General features: G+C 57.5%; 17 protein-coding genes and 2 pseudogenes. 8 read left to right on the plus strand and 11 right to left on the minus strand.

Translation table 11 applies throughout. The annotated features are described in order from the left end of the window. Window positions 1-273 precede the first annotated feature (273 nt). Entirely contained in the window at window positions 274-555 is a 282-nt protein-coding gene (locus AC1DHT_RS10940; protein WP_429538114.1) for a DUF3761 domain-containing protein, read from the plus strand. A gap of 755 nt (window positions 556-1,310) precedes the next feature. Here AC1DHT_RS10940 and AC1DHT_RS10945 read toward each other — a convergent pair. The 6 genes and pseudogenes from AC1DHT_RS10945 to AC1DHT_RS10970 all read right to left on the minus strand — a co-directional run bounded on the left by AC1DHT_RS10945 (window position 1,311) and on the right by AC1DHT_RS10970 (window position 3,741). Further along, complete coding sequence (locus AC1DHT_RS10945; RefSeq protein ID WP_427539572.1) at window positions 1,311-1,766, minus strand: carboxypeptidase regulatory-like domain-containing protein; 456 nt, start codon at window positions 1,764-1,766, stop codon at window positions 1,311-1,313. A 194-nt stretch (window positions 1,767-1,960) separates the two neighbouring features. Continuing rightward, window positions 1,961-2,219, minus strand: a pseudogene (locus tag AC1DHT_RS10950) (phage tail protein); the annotation flags it as partial. Between the two features lie 94 nt (window positions 2,220-2,313). Beyond that, the gene (locus tag AC1DHT_RS10955) at window positions 2,314-2,529 is read right to left on the minus strand and encodes a hypothetical protein (protein ID WP_427539628.1); all 216 of its coding nucleotides are present in this window, start codon (window positions 2,527-2,529) and stop codon (window positions 2,314-2,316) included. A 115-nt stretch (window positions 2,530-2,644) separates the two neighbouring features. Next, window positions 2,645-2,752, minus strand: a complete 108-nt coding sequence (locus AC1DHT_RS10960; RefSeq protein WP_427539569.1) for a DUF1737 domain-containing protein — start codon at window positions 2,750-2,752, stop codon at window positions 2,645-2,647. A 252-nt stretch (window positions 2,753-3,004) separates the two neighbouring features. After that, window positions 3,005-3,241: a hypothetical protein gene (locus AC1DHT_RS10965; protein ID WP_427539566.1), complete on the minus strand. Its 237-nt coding sequence runs from the start codon at window positions 3,239-3,241 to the stop codon at window positions 3,005-3,007. Window positions 3,242-3,522: 281 nt separating this feature from the next. After that, a complete protein-coding gene (locus tag AC1DHT_RS10970) occupies window positions 3,523-3,741 on the minus strand; it encodes a putative metallopeptidase (RefSeq protein WP_427539563.1) in 219 nt (72 codons plus the stop codon). Here AC1DHT_RS10970 and AC1DHT_RS10975 point away from each other — a divergent pair. Both AC1DHT_RS10975 and AC1DHT_RS10980 read left to right on the plus strand, forming a co-directional pair. Further along, window positions 3,696-4,298 (plus strand): annotated as a pseudogene (locus tag AC1DHT_RS10975) (tyrosine-type recombinase/integrase); the annotation flags it as partial. The gene AC1DHT_RS10970 and the pseudogene AC1DHT_RS10975 sit on opposite strands and share 46 nt — an antisense overlap. A gap of 12 nt (window positions 4,299-4,310) precedes the next feature. Next, entirely contained in the window at window positions 4,311-5,900 is a 1,590-nt protein-coding gene (locus AC1DHT_RS10980; protein WP_145021703.1) for an ABC-F family ATPase, read from the plus strand. 65 nt (window positions 5,901-5,965) lie between these two features. On the opposite strand, the gene pssA is transcribed toward AC1DHT_RS10980, so the two are convergent. Beyond that, the gene (gene pssA, locus AC1DHT_RS10985) at window positions 5,966-7,309 is read right to left on the minus strand and encodes a CDP-diacylglycerol--serine O-phosphatidyltransferase (RefSeq protein WP_427539331.1); all 1,344 of its coding nucleotides are present in this window, start codon (window positions 7,307-7,309) and stop codon (window positions 5,966-5,968) included. A 229-nt stretch (window positions 7,310-7,538) separates the two neighbouring features. Here pssA and AC1DHT_RS10990 point away from each other — a divergent pair, with 229 nt between their 5' ends. From AC1DHT_RS10990 to AC1DHT_RS11000, 3 genes are all read left to right on the plus strand, one after another. Further along, entirely contained in the window at window positions 7,539-8,102 is a 564-nt protein-coding gene (locus AC1DHT_RS10990) for a TetR/AcrR family transcriptional regulator (protein WP_427539328.1), read from the plus strand. Window positions 8,103-8,158: 56 nt separating this feature from the next. Next, on the plus strand, window positions 8,159-8,638 hold the full coding sequence (locus tag AC1DHT_RS10995) for a nuclear transport factor 2 family protein (RefSeq protein WP_427539325.1): 480 nt from the start codon (window positions 8,159-8,161) through the stop codon (window positions 8,636-8,638). 130 nt (window positions 8,639-8,768) lie between these two features. Next, window positions 8,769-9,548: a TSUP family transporter gene (locus tag AC1DHT_RS11000; protein WP_427539322.1), complete on the plus strand. Its 780-nt coding sequence runs from the start codon at window positions 8,769-8,771 to the stop codon at window positions 9,546-9,548. Here the strand turns inward: AC1DHT_RS11000 and nudC are convergent. Together nudC and AC1DHT_RS11010 are read right to left on the minus strand one after the other, a co-directional pair. Next, window positions 9,516-10,346 (minus strand): NAD(+) diphosphatase, encoded by an 831-nt coding sequence (gene nudC, locus AC1DHT_RS11005; protein ID WP_427539319.1) that lies wholly within the window; start codon window positions 10,344-10,346, stop codon window positions 9,516-9,518. The two genes, AC1DHT_RS11000 and nudC, sit on opposite strands and share 33 nt — an antisense overlap. 6 nt (window positions 10,347-10,352) lie before the next feature. Next, window positions 10,353-11,165 carry a crotonase/enoyl-CoA hydratase family protein gene (locus AC1DHT_RS11010; protein WP_427539316.1) on the minus strand — a complete coding sequence of 271 codons (813 nt, stop codon included), beginning with the start codon at window positions 11,163-11,165 and terminating at the stop codon, window positions 10,353-10,355. A 220-nt stretch (window positions 11,166-11,385) separates the two neighbouring features. Between AC1DHT_RS11010 and AC1DHT_RS11015 the strand changes: the two genes are divergently transcribed. Further along, a complete protein-coding gene (locus AC1DHT_RS11015) occupies window positions 11,386-11,820 on the plus strand; it encodes a YeeE/YedE family protein (protein WP_427539313.1) in 435 nt (144 codons plus the stop codon). Between the two features lie 2 nt (window positions 11,821-11,822). After that, the gene (locus AC1DHT_RS11020) at window positions 11,823-12,236 is read left to right on the plus strand and encodes a DUF6691 family protein (RefSeq protein ID WP_427539310.1); all 414 of its coding nucleotides are present in this window, start codon (window positions 11,823-11,825) and stop codon (window positions 12,234-12,236) included. An 81-nt stretch (window positions 12,237-12,317) separates the two neighbouring features. Here the strand turns inward: AC1DHT_RS11020 and AC1DHT_RS11025 are convergent, their stop codons facing one another. Beyond that, on the minus strand, window positions 12,318-13,601 hold the full coding sequence (locus AC1DHT_RS11025) for a Zn-dependent hydrolase (protein ID WP_427539307.1): 1,284 nt from the start codon (window positions 13,599-13,601) through the stop codon (window positions 12,318-12,320). A 152-nt stretch (window positions 13,602-13,753) separates the two neighbouring features. Then, window positions 13,754-15,238, minus strand: coding sequence for an NCS1 family nucleobase:cation symporter-1 (locus tag AC1DHT_RS11030; RefSeq protein ID WP_427539304.1), 1,485 nt, complete (start codon window positions 15,236-15,238; stop codon window positions 13,754-13,756). Window positions 15,239-15,301: the final 63 nt, after the last annotated feature.

A 15,301-nucleotide genomic window follows, 5' to 3' on the forward strand; every position in this document is an offset into this window, starting at 1 on the left:
CTGGTTCGGACCTTCAAAGCATCTAAAAAAACAAAACGGTATGACTCGCTCACACAGGCTGACGTTGCGTGGTGAGAAGGGGGAAATTGCAGGTCCAATCGGTGGTTGCGCAGCGCCAGCCGCTACCGGAGCCGGCAGCGTGGTTCATGGAGGAGCACTCGTCCGACTTGACCCGGCGCATGCTCAACGAATTATCGGCATTGGGTAACTGGAAACGAAAAAGCCCAGCACCAGGCTAGACTCTTCCTACACACACCAAGGATGGGTCGCCAAATGAAACTAGCCTTCCTGGCTCTTACCGCTTGCTTGATCTTTCAGCCCGCTTTTGCAAGGTCTGATGTTGATCCTCGAACAGTAACCCCTGACGAATCGCAACTGCTTGAGCATGGCTCGTACAAAAATAGTGACGGAAAAACCGTACACAGCCCAGCCCATACGAAATCAAATCGTGCACCAGAGGGCGCAACCGCCAAATGTCGCGACAAATCCTACAGTTTTAGCCAGCACCGACGTGGTACGTGCTCGCGTCATGGTGGCGTGATGGCTTGGTTGTAGATACGAAAAGGTCAACCGGTGGGCCCGATTGCTGAGGAAGGAGGCATGAACGAAAGTGCCCCTGAAAGGCTCGACTGTCTTTCCTTCGAGGTCAACGTTTGAATGCGATGGAAACAGCAACGCGGGTAGGCCAAGCAGACATAGCACCATGAAGAATATGGCGAGACACCCTGATCCGTTTAATGCGTTGTATTTGATCAATCCGCATCACTCAATGTTGATAGCGGCAATTTACCACTATCCTGCGATGCCGCCATCCCGCCCGAACGAATTACCAGCAACACCCCTCCTCCTCGAATAAATGAAACATCATTAAATAACCTTCATCAAGAAATGATCTTACACGCCTACCCTTCAGGAACTGACAAAGTGAACTACAGGAGTAACCCACGATGTTTTCCCATGAAGGTCTCGGCCTGATTACCCTCTTCATCGTCCTACTATTGGCAGTACTCGCGATGTTTATCCACCCTGTGCACGCGTTCTGGAACTGGCTCCAAAGGCGTAAACGAAGATTGTCCAACGATGGCAAAGCTGTAGAGAGGAAGCCATGTTCGCGCTGACACTCCTTCAGCCCTATTAATCCCGGCGCTAGATCGGGTCTTTCCCACCTGTACGAATTCCCAGAAACAACAAAGCCCAGCACTAGACTGCAATGCTGCTCCACTCAAGTGGACAGCATTGCAGTCTAGTGCCGGTTTTTTTTGTGAGCTGTAGCACTTGAAGAAATGCTAATGACTTTCAGGCATCAGCGATTATGTGGCATCGTTCCAGTGGAGATTCAGGTCACCAATAGTCCCACCTTTGAGTTCAACGGTACCTCGTTGTTCGTGCCCATTGCGAGTAGCGACGATGACATATTTTCCGGGGGGCAACTGAACGTAAACGATAGGCCCCACCTGACTCAGCGTCAGCACTGAGTGTCCCTGCATATTCTGAATCGCGACATCGACATCAGGGACGTATTTATTGCCCGTCCCAGTGGAAAAGGTCATGTGCAGGCTATATCCCTTGGCCTGCTGAATGGCTCGCGACTCATCCAGACCAATACCACCCGACAAATAGGCAATACCGTTTTGCTGTTGTTGCTCCAGTTGCACTGCTGACGTATCAATAGGCTCGCTGCTGGCAGCGTGCAATACCGCTGCTGGTAATCCCGACAACATGACAGCAGCCGCTCCAGAAAGCACAAGTAAGTGCAAAGACTTCATGATGACGACTCCCGGGTTCTCGCAGAACCCATGCATGGATGCCACCACAAAGCGCTATGCCATAAAATGGCGTCATCCCGACTTCAGTTAACCCTTGTACTGTTGATCCCTCACATTCTAAAAAGTTTATATTTTTCTCATTGGCTGGTTTGACCTGTTCGGTATGAGGTCTCCATAAACAACAAAACCCAGCACTAAACCGGGTTTTTTGCTTCTTTATGCCTGAGGCCCAGGCGTGTACGGTGGAGCCAGGGACCGCCGAATATGATCACTGTTCAGGTAAGCCGTCCGCCCGACATCCATCATGATCATGTCGTCGCTCTGCGGCTGATCGACCTGGTAGAATCCGGCCGCCTCGTAATTTGTCCTGTACAAACTGGCGTGGTCCGCACTCCCCCACCAGCCTTCGGCGCGTTTGAAAGCTCTGCCGACCAGGGCAATCCAGCGAAAATATCCTGGAAACATCGCGTCACTCCCTTGAGAAAAGGAGCGATCGCAATTGGCGACCACCTCAACTCACGCCGCGCATCCGGTCACGGGGGCGGTATCAGGCCAGCTTCATCAGTGCTCCAGAGACATTATCTCTGGCTTGCCGCAACTCACTCGCATCCTGATTCAGGCGATGGACCACGCCCAGCAGCCGCTGGCGCAGCAATTCGTCACCAAGCTGATCAATGGCCCGCATGACATCAAGTGCTGCGGCCTCGTTATTGGCTGCTGCAGCGTCCAGTGTTTTGCGCAGGTTTCGTGCTGATCGGTTCACTTCATTAGCCCTCATGAATCAGGCCTGCACTCTATAACAGCAATGTTTCTTTTTAATTTCAGTCGTTTAGCTTTGGACGAGTGGCAGCTGACTGGAAATGCCTCAATGGCTGGAATCATAGGGTCGTCGCCAGCGCTTCAGATACGCGATGACAGAACGACGAGTCATCTTTGCCTGTCAGTAGTCGATAGATTGGCAAGCCTTCGGGAGGGGATATCTGCATTTAGGGGTAACAAGAAAATAATGCCCTTGGCGATCTAGATACATTCCGTCTCACGCCTCTGTCCTGACTCGACATGCGGTGCCACCGGTGCTCTGGCTGACCAGATCGCTGCCTTGTTCCCGCTGTACGTGCGAAACACCAAAGGCGCGCTGACAGTGGTGATCATGACACCTGTCCCGGTACCCGGGACGACACGACTTACACAGTCTCTGCAAGCTTTCAGTATCGCGCTGATACTCAGTGAGTGAAGGGTTAGACGTTACTTCGCCGATTTCGGTACCACTTGATTGAGTACCATGGAGTTGCAAATATCAAAACAATGAGAGCTGTCATGGGTAACGCAGCTACCCAAAGGCCTGCAAACAGCCCGATATCCCCCGCCCAGGTTTCAAAACCGAAGTGCGAGTTTGCTCCATAGGCTGAAAACGCAGCGAGCGCCACTGTAATAATCGTTAACCTTTTAGCGACATGAATCACGTCCTGTTTCATTGTGGCTCCTGGTCGATTCTTAAATTTGACTAAGGCAGCGATGCTAGCAGACGTGCCGTCTCTTAGGTCTATGTGACCCAAGGAAATAATTTCAGCTCCCTTAACGTGCCCATTGGGTAAACCCAGAGCCCGCCATTGAGCGGGTTTTGTCATTTCTGAAAAGAGGAAAAACCCATGGTCGGCATTCAAATGCCTAACGGCGCAACGTCAGCAGTACTAGCCCGCTCCGGCGTTGGCTCAGTGCGCGACGTCGCTTCCTTCACCTGCTCTTGCCGACCCTTCTACCACGGACCACAGCGGAACGTGACCTGCTCAGCCTGGCCAACGATCGTGCGGCCCTGCTTGATGAACCCACCGGCAGCCCACAACACAGCGAGATCGGTCTCGATCGGATGTTCGTGGTCTTCGTTATGCAGCTCGCCATTCGAATCAACGATCGAGGTGAACAGCCAATCAGCTTTACACCACAGCCCATTGGCCGAGCACGATCTACGCTGCATTTTTCGAGTTCATTTTCTTCACCGGCATGCGCCCGCAGGAGATCATTGCTCTGCGCCAGGAATCCGTGGCCAGGGAGAAGCGGCAATCGCGCCATCGTGCGAGGGACCATAAAGAAGCGCGCCAGGCGAAGAGAAATCGGTACGTCCTGCTTAACGGGCGGGCATTGCACACCCTGGAATTCGCCGCTCAATACGCGGAGCGCCGGAAAGCCGGGAGTAGTTCAATCAAGGAGTTTCCCTACGTTTCCCCGCCCTTAAAGATGAGTCAGTACATCCGTCAGACCTCAGACCTGTACAAACAATGGGCGCCAACCCTGAAGAAGCTGGCGACGCGTTATCGGCCGCCGTACAACTGCCGTCACACTTATGCGACAATATGCACAATGTCTGGCATGAACCCCGCCTTTATTGCTCAACAGCTTGGACACAGCGTCCAAATGCTGCTGTCGACTTATGCGCGCTGGCTGAACTCTAGCGGAGACTGGGGAGAGATGGAAAAACTCCAGAATGCCCCAGGAATGGCCCAAGCATCAAATGCGCAGCCCGCAACCCATTGATAGGTAAAGTAATTGATCTCCACAGCAAATATCACGATGCAGTTCGGCGCCAAGCCGTTGTTCGAGAACGTTTCGGTCAAATTTGGTGCGGGTAACCGCTATGGCCTGATCGGCGCCAACGGTTGCGGCAAGTCGACCTTCATGAAAATCCTCGGTGGCGACCTCGATCCGTCCGGCGGTCAGGTCATGCTCGAACCGAACGTGCGTCTGGGCAAGTTGCGCCAGGACCAGTTCGCCTACGAAGAATTCACCGTGATCGACACCGTGATCATGGGTCACGAAGAGCTGTGGAAGGTCAAGGCCGAGCGCGACCGCATCTACTCGCTGCCGGAAATGACCGAAGAGGACGGCATGGCCGTCGCCGAGCTGGAAACCGAATTTGCCGAGATGGACGGTTACACCGCCGAATCGCGCGCCGGTGAACTGCTGCTGGGCCTGGGTATCGGCATCGAGCAACACTTCGGCCCGATGAGCGAAGTTTCGCCAGGCTGGAAACTCCGCGTTCTGCTGGCTCAGGCACTGTTCTCCGATCCGGAAGTGCTGCTGCTCGACGAACCGACCAACCACCTGGACATCAACACCATCCGCTGGCTGGAAAACGTGCTGACCCAGCGCAGCAGCCTGATGATCATCATCTCCCACGATAGACACTTCCTGAACAGTGTCTGCACCCACATGGCTGACCTGGACTACGGCGAGCTGCGCCTGTTCCCGGGCAACTATGACGAGTACATGACCGTGGCGACCCAGTCCCGCGAGCAACTGCTCTCGGACAACGCCAAGAAGAAAGCACAAATCTCCGAACTGCAATCGTTCGTCAGCCGCTTCTCGGCCAACGCCTCGAAAGCCAAGCAAGCCACTTCCCGCGCCAAGCAGATCGACAAGATCCAGCTGGCCGAAGTCAAACCTTCGAGCCGCGTGAGCCCGTTCATCCGTTTCGAGCAGAACAAGAAGCTTCATCGCCAGGCGGTCATCGTCGAGCGTATGGCCAAGGGCTTCGACGGCAAGAATCTGTTCAAGGACTTCAGCTTCACCGTTGAAGCCGGCGAGCGTGTGGCGATCATCGGCCCGAACGGTATCGGTAAAACCACCCTGCTGCGCACCCTGGTCAACGAATTGAGCCCGGATGCCGGTAGCGTGAAATGGACCGACGCCGCAGAAATCGGCTACTACGCACAGGACCACGCTTCGGATTTCGAAGATGAATCCAACCTGTTCGACTGGATGGGTCGCTGGACTCAAGGTGGCGAGCAACTGGTCCGTGGCACCCTGGGCCGCATGCTGTTCTCCAACGACGAGATCCTCAAGTCGGTCAAGGTCATCTCTGGTGGTGAGCAAGGTCGCATGCTGTTCGGCAAGCTGATTCTGCAAAAGCCGAACGTGCTGGTGATGGACGAACCGACCAACCACCTGGACATGGAATCCATCGAAGCGCTGAACCTGGCGCTGGAAAACTATCCGGGCACGCTGATCTTCGTCAGCCACGACCGTGAGTTCGTATCGTCGCTGGCCACTCGAATCATCGAGCTGAGCCCAAGCGGTGTGATCGACTTCAGCGGCACCTACGATGACTACCTGCGTAGCCAGGGCGTAGTGTTCTAAGCAGTTTTCAGCCGCGCGCTTCACGTAAAAGCCCCGTCCATGTGACGGGGCTTTTGTGTTTTTGACTAGAGGATGCGGTAGAGCAAGCGCTCAATCCGTACCCGGCTGACCCGACGCAGAAACTTGCTCACCGCCGGCGGGTATTCGAGCAAGGTTTCCAACTGCTGATAGCGTTCAATGCGGCGGGTGTTGTGGAAAATCTCCGCCAGCTCACTGCGACGGGGTTCCTGCAACTCACCTTTCGGGTCGTCGATCAGCAAAGCGTTTTCCAGGTCCAGGCGGAAGGCTCGCGGGTTGAGGTTGTTGCCGGTCAACAAGGTGTAGCGTTCGTCGACCCACATGCCTTTGAGGTGATAGGTGTTGTCGCCGTCGCGCCACAGATGAAGGCTCAACTGACCGCTGTCGATCACCCGCTGATGGCGCTTGGCGAAGCGTCGCAGGCTGATTTCATAGAGATACGGTAACGCGGCAATGACCTTGAACGGCTCGCTTGGCGGAATGTAGAAGTCGTTGGCAGTCTTGTCACCGACAATGATATCGATCTTCACCCCGCGTGCCAGCGCCCGGTTGATTTCACGGGTCACCGGCAATGGCAGGTTGAAATACGGTGTGCAAATAGTCAGCTGATGCTGGGCGCAGGCAATCAACTCACAGATCACCCGGCTCAACGGGTTGTTTTTACCGACCCCGAGCAGCGGACTGACTGTCAGACCACCCTTGTCCAGCGTACCCGCCGTGGTGTCGTACACCGCGTGCTTGAGGCGACTGCGCAGGTCACCAATGTCACTGCGCAGACTGCGGGTGGTCGGCAGGTTTGGCACGTCAAGACGGTGCACGGCTTTAGAGGCGATCAACCCGTGCTGCACCAGGTGCTGCATGGAATCGGCCAGCGGCCGGTTGCGCAGCACGTGATAACGGTCGTAACGGTATTTGTCGAATTTGTGCAGATAGACGTTATTCAGACTGGCACCGCTGTAGATCACGCAGTCATCGATCACAAAGCCTTTAAGGTGCAACACACCGAACAGTTCGCGGGTTTGCACCGGCACGCCATACACCGGCACTTCGCTGGCATGTTCGCGAGTCTGCTGCTGATACCACGCCGAATTGCCCGGTTGTTTGCCGGCACCGATCAAACCGCGCTGCGCCCGTAACCAGTCAACCACCACCACCACGTCCAGTTCCGGGCGCGCAGCTTTGGCAGCGTGCAAGGCATCGAGGATTTCCTGTCCCGCTTCGTCGTGTTGCAGGTAAAGCGCGACGATGTAGATGCGCTGGGTCGCCTGGGCAATTTTCTCCAGCAGGCAACGACGGAACTCGGCAGCGCCAGAAAGGATAGAAACCGCATCGGCGGTCAGCGGAAAACTGCGCAGTTTGGGCAGTAGAGAGCGTTTGAAAAGCGACGGCATAGGGCTCGCAAATGGGTCGAATCCGAAGAATCGAGAGCTTACACCATGGATCCGTCCGGGTCTTGTTACTGTCTGTAATGGCCTATTCGCGAGCAATCGAGCGTCGACCGGCTGCTCCCACATTTGAAATGCGGTCCTCTGTGGGAGCGAGCCTGCTCGCGATGCCAATTCAACAGGCACCAACAATACTCGCTTGACCAAGAAGAATGATCGTTCTACTCTTTGCCGCATGAACGAAATCACTCGCAACGACACACGCGACATCATTCTGGATGTCACCGAAAAGTTGATCTATAAAAGTGGCATTGCTGCCACGGGCATGGATCTCCTGGTGAAAACCGCCGGTGTCTCCAGAAAAAGTATTTACCGCTACTTTGCCAACAAAGAGGAACTGACTGTCGCGGCTTTGCAGCGGCGCGACGTACGCTGGATGAACTGGTTCAAAACCGAGGTGAACAAGGCCCCAACCCCGGCCGAACGGCTGCTCAACCTGTTCACCGTGCTCAAGGACTGGTTCGCCAGCGAAGGCTTTCGCGGCTGTGCCTTTATCAACACCAGCGGCGAAACCGGCGACCCGCAAGACCCGGTGCGCCTGGTCGCGAAAGAACACAAACAGAAACTGCTCGACTATGTGCGCGAGCTCTGTACCGAACATGGCGTAGACGATCCGGAAGCGTTGGCCAAACAGCTGCTGATCCTGATCGATGGCGCCATTACTGTTGCGCTTGTCATGGGCGATCACAGTGCCGCCGATAATGCGCAATGCATGGCGCGAAAGTTATTGGACCTGTAACTGTTCAAGCAAGATCAACTGGCTGTTTTGACACTCACTTTCCCTGGAGACTTTAAATGTCATCTAATGCCGAAGTTCGTCCGCCACTTCCGCCGTTCACCCGTGAGTCCGCCATTGAAAAGATTCGCCTGGCCGAAGACGGCTGGAACTCCCGCGATCCACAACGGGTATCCCTGGCCTACACCCTGGATACCAAATGGCGTAACCGCGCCGAGTTCGCCAACAACCGGGAGGAAGCCAAGGCTTTTCTGACCCGCAAATGGTCCAAGGAACTGGATTACCGGCTGATCAAGGAACTCTGGGCTTTCACCGGGAACCGTATCGCTGTGCGTTACGCCTATGAATGGCACGACGATTCGGGCAACTGGTATCGCTCGTATGGCAATGAAAACTGGGAGTTCGATGAGCATGGGTTGATGTCCAACCGTTACGCCTGCATCAATGACATGCCAATCAAGGAAAGCGAGCGCAAGTTCCACTGGCCGCTGGGGCGGCGCCCGGATGATCATCCGGGCCTGTCTGACCTGGGCTTGTAACCCGGCTGCTGATCGTTCCCATGCTGCGTGGGAACGATCATGCCGGGTATCAGGGCGGTCGCAGGGGGCGGCGGTTATGGGTAAGATGGCGCCCCGCCGTGCCCTCTGCCCCGCCGAATAAGTCGACCTCATGCCTTTCGAACTCAGCGTAGACCTCACCACTCTGGCCATTTTGGCCATCGTCGCGTTCATTGCCGGTTTCATCGATGCCATTGCCGGCGGTGGCGGTCTGCTGACCACCCCGGCGTTGCTCACTGCCGGTTTGCCGCCGCACCTGGTGCTGGGCACCAACAAACTCAGCTCGACCTTCGGCTCGGCCACCGCCAGTTTCACCTTCTACCGACGCAAGCTATTCCACCCGCGGCAGTGGGTACACGCGATCTTCGGAACCCTGGTCGGCGCACTGACCGGCGCAATCATTGCGCACTACCTTCCGGCTGAATGGTTGAACAAGATGCTCCCGGTGATCGTCTTCGCCTGTGGCGTGTATCTGCTGTTTGGCGGCACGCCGAAAGCGCCACTGGACAGCGACGCACCGATCAAGAAGAAGTGGCAGTCGAGCCAGGGTTTCAGCCTCGGTTTCTACGATGGCGTGGCCGGTCCCGGCACTGGCGCCTTCTGGACCGTCAGCAGCCTGCTGCTCTACCCCATCGATCTGGTCAAGGCCAGCGGCGTGGCGCGCAGCATGAACTTCGTCAGCAACATCGCGGCGCTGTCGGTGTTCATCTTTTCCGGGCAAGTGGACTGGATCATCGGCCTGAGCATGGGCCTGTCGGTGATGGTCGGTGCGTTCTTTGGGGCACGCACCGCCATCAGCGGTGGGGCGAAGTTCATTCGCCCGGTATTCATCACCGTGGTACTGGGCTTGACCGTGCGTCTAGCCTGGCAACACTGGTTCAGCATGGCCTAAGCGTCGCGCCACATAGATGTCGATCAGGTAGCGGGCAATCGAACGCCCTGCCGGCAACGGCGGCAGCGCATGAATGTCGAACCACTGGGCGTCTTCGATCTCGTCGGCTTGCGGCACGATCTCGCCACTGGCGTATTCGGCATGAAAACCAAGCATCATCGAATGCGGGAACGGCCAGCACTGGCTGCCCAGATACTGGATGTTCCTGACCTCGATCTGCACCTCTTCGCGCACTTCACGAATCAGGCAATCCTCGGCCGACTCCCCCGGCTCGGCAAAACCCGCCAGGGTGCTATAGACACCCGGAACAAAGCGCGGCGAGCGCGCCAGCAGGATTTCGTCGCCGCGAGTGATCAACACGATCATGCTCGGTGAAATCCGCGGATAAAAGCGCAAATCACAGGGTTCGCAGTACATCGCCCGCTCACGCGGTATCTGCGTCATGCGCTGACCACAGTTGCCGCAAAACCGGTGCTCCCGCGCCCAGGTGCCGACTTGCGCGGCATAACCCAGCACTTTATAAACCGTGTGATCGCCATCGAGCATGAACGCCCGCAGGCCTTTCCAGTTGCAGCCCGGCACTTCGCTGTGAGCCTTGAGCTCCAGCAAATACACCGGCTCACCGTCGAGATAACCGATGCCGTGCTCGGCGAGAATCGACAGGTCCTGACGTTTCAGCCATTCCCGCGGGAACAGCGCGCCGTTGTCGTCGAACAAAAAACCTTCGGGGCTGCGGGCCACGGCCCAGCCGCCGGGCAAGTCGGTGTCGAGTACCGCAGTGGTCCAACGTGAAGTCATGTGTGCTCAGTCCAGAAATTCGGGTTTCTGCTTGCTCATCGACGCCGCCATGGCGACCCGCAGGTCTGCGGATTGCAGCATCGCGGCGTTCCAGGTAGCAATGTATTCCAGGCCATCATTGATGCTGTGATCGCGCATGTAGCTGATCATCTCTTTGGTCCCGGCAATCGCAATCGGCGATTTGGCAGCAATTTCACGGGCAATGCCCATCACCCCATCCAGCAGGCTGGCTGTGTCCGGGTAGACCCGGTTGACCAAGCCGATGCTGCGCGCCTCTTCTGCGCCGAAGGTGCGACCAGTGTATGCCAGTTCGCGCAGCATGCCGTCACCAATGATCCGCGGCAAGCGCTGCAAAGTGCCGACATCGGCGGCCATGCCCATGTCGATTTCCTTGATCGAGAATTGCGCGTCTTCTGCCGCGTAACGCATATCACAAGCGGAAATCAGATCGATCGCGCCGCCCAGGCAATAGCCCTGAATCGCTGCCAGCACCGGTTTACGGCAATTATCGACAGCGTTGAACGAAGCTTGCAACGCCAGGATCTTGCGCCGCAACAGGCGCGCATTGCGACCCGCATCCTTGCCCATTTCATTGGCCACCGAAGCCAGCATCATCAGGTCGATGCCCGAAGAGAAATGCTTGCCGGCACCACTGATCACCACCGCACGGACTTCATCGGTGTCATCGATCCACTGGAAGATCTCAATGATTTCAGTCCAGAACACCGCGTTCATTGCGTTGATCTTTTCCGGGCGGTTGATCTGCACATGGGCAATGTTGTCGATCAGTTCGACACGAAAGGCTTGGTATTCGGACATGGCAGTGATCCTTGCTGGCGCTGAAAATAAGGCCAGAACTATAACAAGCCATCGCGCGTGGCTGTAGGCAGTGCATCGGCCAAAAGCGGGACTGAACGTTCGCAGGCCTTGCAGGCGTCTACATCCGGTTGGTTGCCTCCCCTTGGTCCGCACAAACGGACCTATGCTCAAGGTAAAAAGAGTGGTTTAGTGCCGCCCGTTACCCATCCGGAGAGTTGTCATGACGTTCGATTCGCTTCACTTCACCCCATGGTCCGCGTTGGCTGGAGGCGCGCTGATCGGTCTCGCCGCCGGTTTGTGGGTGGTCGCCAGCGGTCGTATCGCCGGCATCAGCGGGTTGTTGGGCAGCCTGCTGGGCCCCAGGGATTCGACCTCGGGAGAAAAAGCCTTGTTCCTTCTCGGATTGCTGGCGGCACCTGTGCTTTGGATGCTGTTCGCGGGACAGCCAGGCATCGAGTTCAAGACCGGCACCCTGGGCCTGATCGTGGCCGGGCTGCTGGTGGGCATCGGCACCCGCTATGGCGCAGGTTGCACCAGTGGTCATGGCGTGTGCGGTGTTTCACGGCTTTCTCCGCGTTCGATCATCGCAACGCTGTGCTTCATGTTCACCGGCTTTATGACGGTGTTCGTCTTGCGCCATCTGCTGGGAAATTGAACATGAAAAAACTGACTGCGTTTGTTGCCGGCTTGTTGTTCGGCATCGGCCTGTTACTGTCGGGCATGACCAACCCGGCCAAAGTGCTGGGGTTTCTGGACATCGCCGGACTTTGGGACCCTTCACTGGCCCTGGTCATGATCGGCGCCATTGCCGTGGCGTGGGTGCCGTTTCACTGGGCCATGAAACAGAAAACATCGCTGCTGGGCTTACCCATGCAACTGCCGGTAAGCCGTGAACTGGATCGACGCCTGATCGGTGGCAGTTTGCTGTTCGGCGTCGGCTGGGGCGTTGCCGGTATGTGCCCGGGCCCGGCACTGGTGCTGCTGCCCACCGGACACTGGCAGGCCTGGGTGTTTGTGATTGCCATGCTGGCGGGCATGCTCATTTTCAACGTCTTGCAGACCCGTCGTTGAACACATCAAACGCTTAGGTCGGGCTTGCGGACCTGAGGGTATGACGTGCACTGCTGTAGCCCAACAGTGCACGTCGGTCTTTCAGGCCGCCAGTTCACCACTGGCAATCGCCGCCGAAGCCGCCAGCATCGCCCGCAACAACACCGCACAACCGGCCGCCAGGTCATCCGGGGTGGCGTTTTCGATTTCGTTGTGGCTGATGCCCCCCTCGCACGGCACGAAGATCATCCCGGCTGGCCCCAGTTCCGCAAGGAAGATCGCGTCATGCCCCGCCCCGCTGACGATGTCCATGTGCGACAGCCCAAGGCCTTGCGCAGCGCCACGTACTGCCTCGACGCAGCCCTTGTCGAAATACAGCGGCGGGAAGTCGGCAGTTGGCGTCAGTTCATAAGTCAGACCGTGCTCATCGCAGGTGCTGTCGATCACCTGCCGCACTTCCGCGATCATCGAGTCCAGCCGCGCCGGTTCAAGATGACGGAAGTCCAGGGTCATGCGCACTTCGCCGGGGATGACGTTACGTGAACCCGGATAGGCTTGCAGACATCCGACAGTGCCACAGGCGTGAGGTTGATGACCAAGCGCGGTACGGTTCACGGCAGCGACGATTGCGGCGGCACCGACCAAGGCATCCTTGCGCAAATGCATCGGCGTTGGCCCGGCGTGAGCCTCGACGCCGCGCAGTTTCAGGTCGAACCACTTCTGCCCCAACGCGCCCATCACCACGCCAATGGTCTTGCGTTCGTCTTCCAGAATCGGGCCTTGCTCGATGTGCGCCTCAAAGTAGGCACCGACTGCATGGCCACTGACCTTGCGCGGACCGGCATAGCCGATGGCGTTCAGCGCCTCACCCACGGTCACGCCGCTGGCGTCGGTCTTGGCCAGGGTTTCCTCAAGAGTGAATTTTTCGGCAAACACCCCGGAGCCCATCATGCACGGGGCGAAGCGCGAGCCTTCTTCGTTGGTCCAGACCACCACTTCCAGCGGCGCCTCGGTTTCCACGCCCAGGTCGTTGAGGGTGCGCAGCACTTCGAGCCCGGCCAGTACGCCAAAACAGCCGTCGAACTTGCCGCCGGTGGGTTGGGTGTCGATGTGGCTGCCGGTCATCACCGGTGGCAGTTGCGGATTGCGCCCGGCGCGGCGGGCGAAGATGTTGCCGACGGCGTCGATGCTCACCGTACAGCCCGCCTCCTCGCACCACCTGACAAAAATGTCGCGGGCCTGGCGGTCAAGGTCGGTCAGGGCCAGGCGACAGACACCGCCCTTGACCGTGGCGCCGAGTTTGGCCAGCTCCATGAGCGACTGCCAGAGGCGGTCACGGTCGATGTGCTGATGGCTGGACTGCAGAACGTCTACGGCAGCGTTCATGGTGATCTCCTTCAGGCAATTGTTATGGGTTTTCTCAGGCAAATCGTTGGTGAATTTTAGGCCGTCATCGCGAGCAGGCTCGCTCCCACAAGGGTTTTGTGAACACTGGAGATCCACTGTGGGAGCGAGCCTGCTCGCGATGAGGCCATCCGTCACACCGGAGACTTCACAACAGCCGGGCTAGTACGCATTGCGCACAACCCGTAATACATCAGCCCGCCAAGGGCCGAGCCGGTGAACCAGCCGTAGCTGTAGAACCAGCTGAAGGCATCGCTGCCCAGCGACAGCAAGGTCAACACCACCGGCACACCGAAGGCGATGAAGCCATTCCAGTTCCACGCCGGGTACACGTCGTCGCGGTACAGGCCAGCCAGGTCCAGTTGTTGTTTCTTGATCAGGAAATAGTCCACCACCATGATCCCGGCGATCGGCCCGAGCAGGCTCGAATAACCGAGTAACCAGTTGGAATAGACCGTTTCCAGGCTGACATTGGAGACAATCAGCCCAAGCTTCTTCAGCAGTTCGTGGCCCATCAGCGCCAGCCCCACCAGACCAGTCAACATCACCGCCTTGGTGCGGTTGATGAGTTTAGGCGCAAGGTTCTGGAAGTCGTTGGTCGGCGAAACGATGTTGGCGGCCGTGTTGGTCGACAGCGTCGCAATAATGATCAGCGCCATGGCGAACGCCACCCACACCGGGCTCTGGATATGCCCGATCAGGCTGACTGGATCAGACACGGTCACACCCACCAGTTTCGCCGACGCGGCAGTCATCACCACCCCGAGCGAGGCGAACAGGAACATGGTCAGCGGCAAACCGAAAATCTGCCCGAGGATCTGGTCTTTCTGGCTTTTGGCATAGCGGCTGAAGTCCGGGATGTTCAGCGACAAGGTCGCCCAGAACCCGACCATCGCGGTCAGCCCGGCCAGGAAGTAACCGGTTACGCTGGCGCCTTCAGGACGTTTCGGTGGCTGGGCCAGCAACTCGGTCAGCGACACATTCGGCACGGCCCAGACCAGCAGGCCCAGCCCCACCGCCACCAGCAGCGGTGCCGAGAGTGTTTCCAGCCATTTGATCGACTCGGCCCCCCGCAGCACCACCCACAGGTTCAGCGTCCAGAACATCATGAAGCCGATCACTTCGCCGGTGCCCCCGAGGGATTTCCAGCCCTCGAAAACCGAGCCGAGAAACAGGTGAATCGCCAGCCCGCCAAACATCGTCTGGATACCGAACCAGCCGCAGGCCACCAGCGCGCGGATCAGGCACGGCACGTTGGAACCGATCACCCCGAACGATGAACGCAGCAACACCGGAAAGGGAATCCCGTACTTGGTTCCCGCAAAGGCGTTAAGGGTCAGTGGAATCAGCACAATGACGTTGGCCAGCAGAATCGCCAGCAGCGCTTCGCCAACGCTCAGGCCAAAGTACGCGGTAAGCACCCCGCCGAGGGTGTAAGTCGGCACACACACCGACATGCCGATCCACAACGCGGTGATGTGCCATTTGTTCCAGGTTCGTTCGTGCACCTTGGTCGGCGCAATGTCGTGGTTGTATCGGGGACTGTCGAGGACGTCACTGCCGGCGTCCAGTTCGTACAACCCTTCGCGCTCGGTGACTTGCGATCTGTTCTGTTGCATGGCCGCTCCACTGTTTTTTTGATTATTTTGCTCATCGGGCTGGCCTGCGGTTTAACCACAAGC

This window comes from Pseudomonas sp. 05N432 (genome assembly GCF_056396945.1).

Excerpts from the sequence above, each read along its gene's own strand:
- AC1DHT_RS10945 (WP_427539572.1), bottom strand. The coding sequence starts at position 1,766 with ATGAAGTCTTTGCACTTACTTGTGCTTTCTGGAGCGGCTGCTGTCATG.
- nudC (WP_427539319.1), bottom strand. The coding sequence starts at position 10,346 with ATGACTTCACGTTGGACCACTGCGGTACTCGACACCGACTTGCCCGGC.
- AC1DHT_RS10970 (WP_427539563.1), bottom strand. The coding sequence starts at position 3,741 with ATGCAGCGTAGATCGTGCTCGGCCAATGGGCTGTGGTGTAAAGCTGAT.
- AC1DHT_RS11010 (WP_427539316.1), bottom strand. The coding sequence starts at position 11,165 with ATGTCCGAATACCAAGCCTTTCGTGTCGAACTGATCGACAACATTGCC.
- AC1DHT_RS11030 (WP_427539304.1), bottom strand. The coding sequence starts at position 15,238 with ATGCAACAGAACAGATCGCAAGTCACCGAGCGCGAAGGGTTGTACGAA.
- AC1DHT_RS11025 (WP_427539307.1), bottom strand. The coding sequence starts at position 13,601 with ATGAACGCTGCCGTAGACGTTCTGCAGTCCAGCCATCAGCACATCGAC.
- AC1DHT_RS10995 (WP_427539325.1), top strand. The coding sequence starts at position 8,159 with ATGTCATCTAATGCCGAAGTTCGTCCGCCACTTCCGCCGTTCACCCGT.
- AC1DHT_RS11000 (WP_427539322.1), top strand. The coding sequence starts at position 8,769 with ATGCCTTTCGAACTCAGCGTAGACCTCACCACTCTGGCCATTTTGGCC.
- AC1DHT_RS10960 (WP_427539569.1), bottom strand. The coding sequence starts at position 2,752 with ATGCAGATATCCCCTCCCGAAGGCTTGCCAATCTATCGACTACTGACA.
- AC1DHT_RS10940 (WP_429538114.1), top strand. The coding sequence starts at position 274 with ATGAAACTAGCCTTCCTGGCTCTTACCGCTTGCTTGATCTTTCAGCCC.
- AC1DHT_RS11020 (WP_427539310.1), top strand. The coding sequence starts at position 11,823 with ATGAAAAAACTGACTGCGTTTGTTGCCGGCTTGTTGTTCGGCATCGGC.
- AC1DHT_RS11015 (WP_427539313.1), top strand. The coding sequence starts at position 11,386 with ATGACGTTCGATTCGCTTCACTTCACCCCATGGTCCGCGTTGGCTGGA.
- pssA (WP_427539331.1), bottom strand. The coding sequence starts at position 7,309 with ATGCCGTCGCTTTTCAAACGCTCTCTACTGCCCAAACTGCGCAGTTTT.
- AC1DHT_RS10990 (WP_427539328.1), top strand. The coding sequence starts at position 7,539 with ATGAACGAAATCACTCGCAACGACACACGCGACATCATTCTGGATGTC.
- AC1DHT_RS10965 (WP_427539566.1), bottom strand. The coding sequence starts at position 3,241 with ATGAAACAGGACGTGATTCATGTCGCTAAAAGGTTAACGATTATTACA.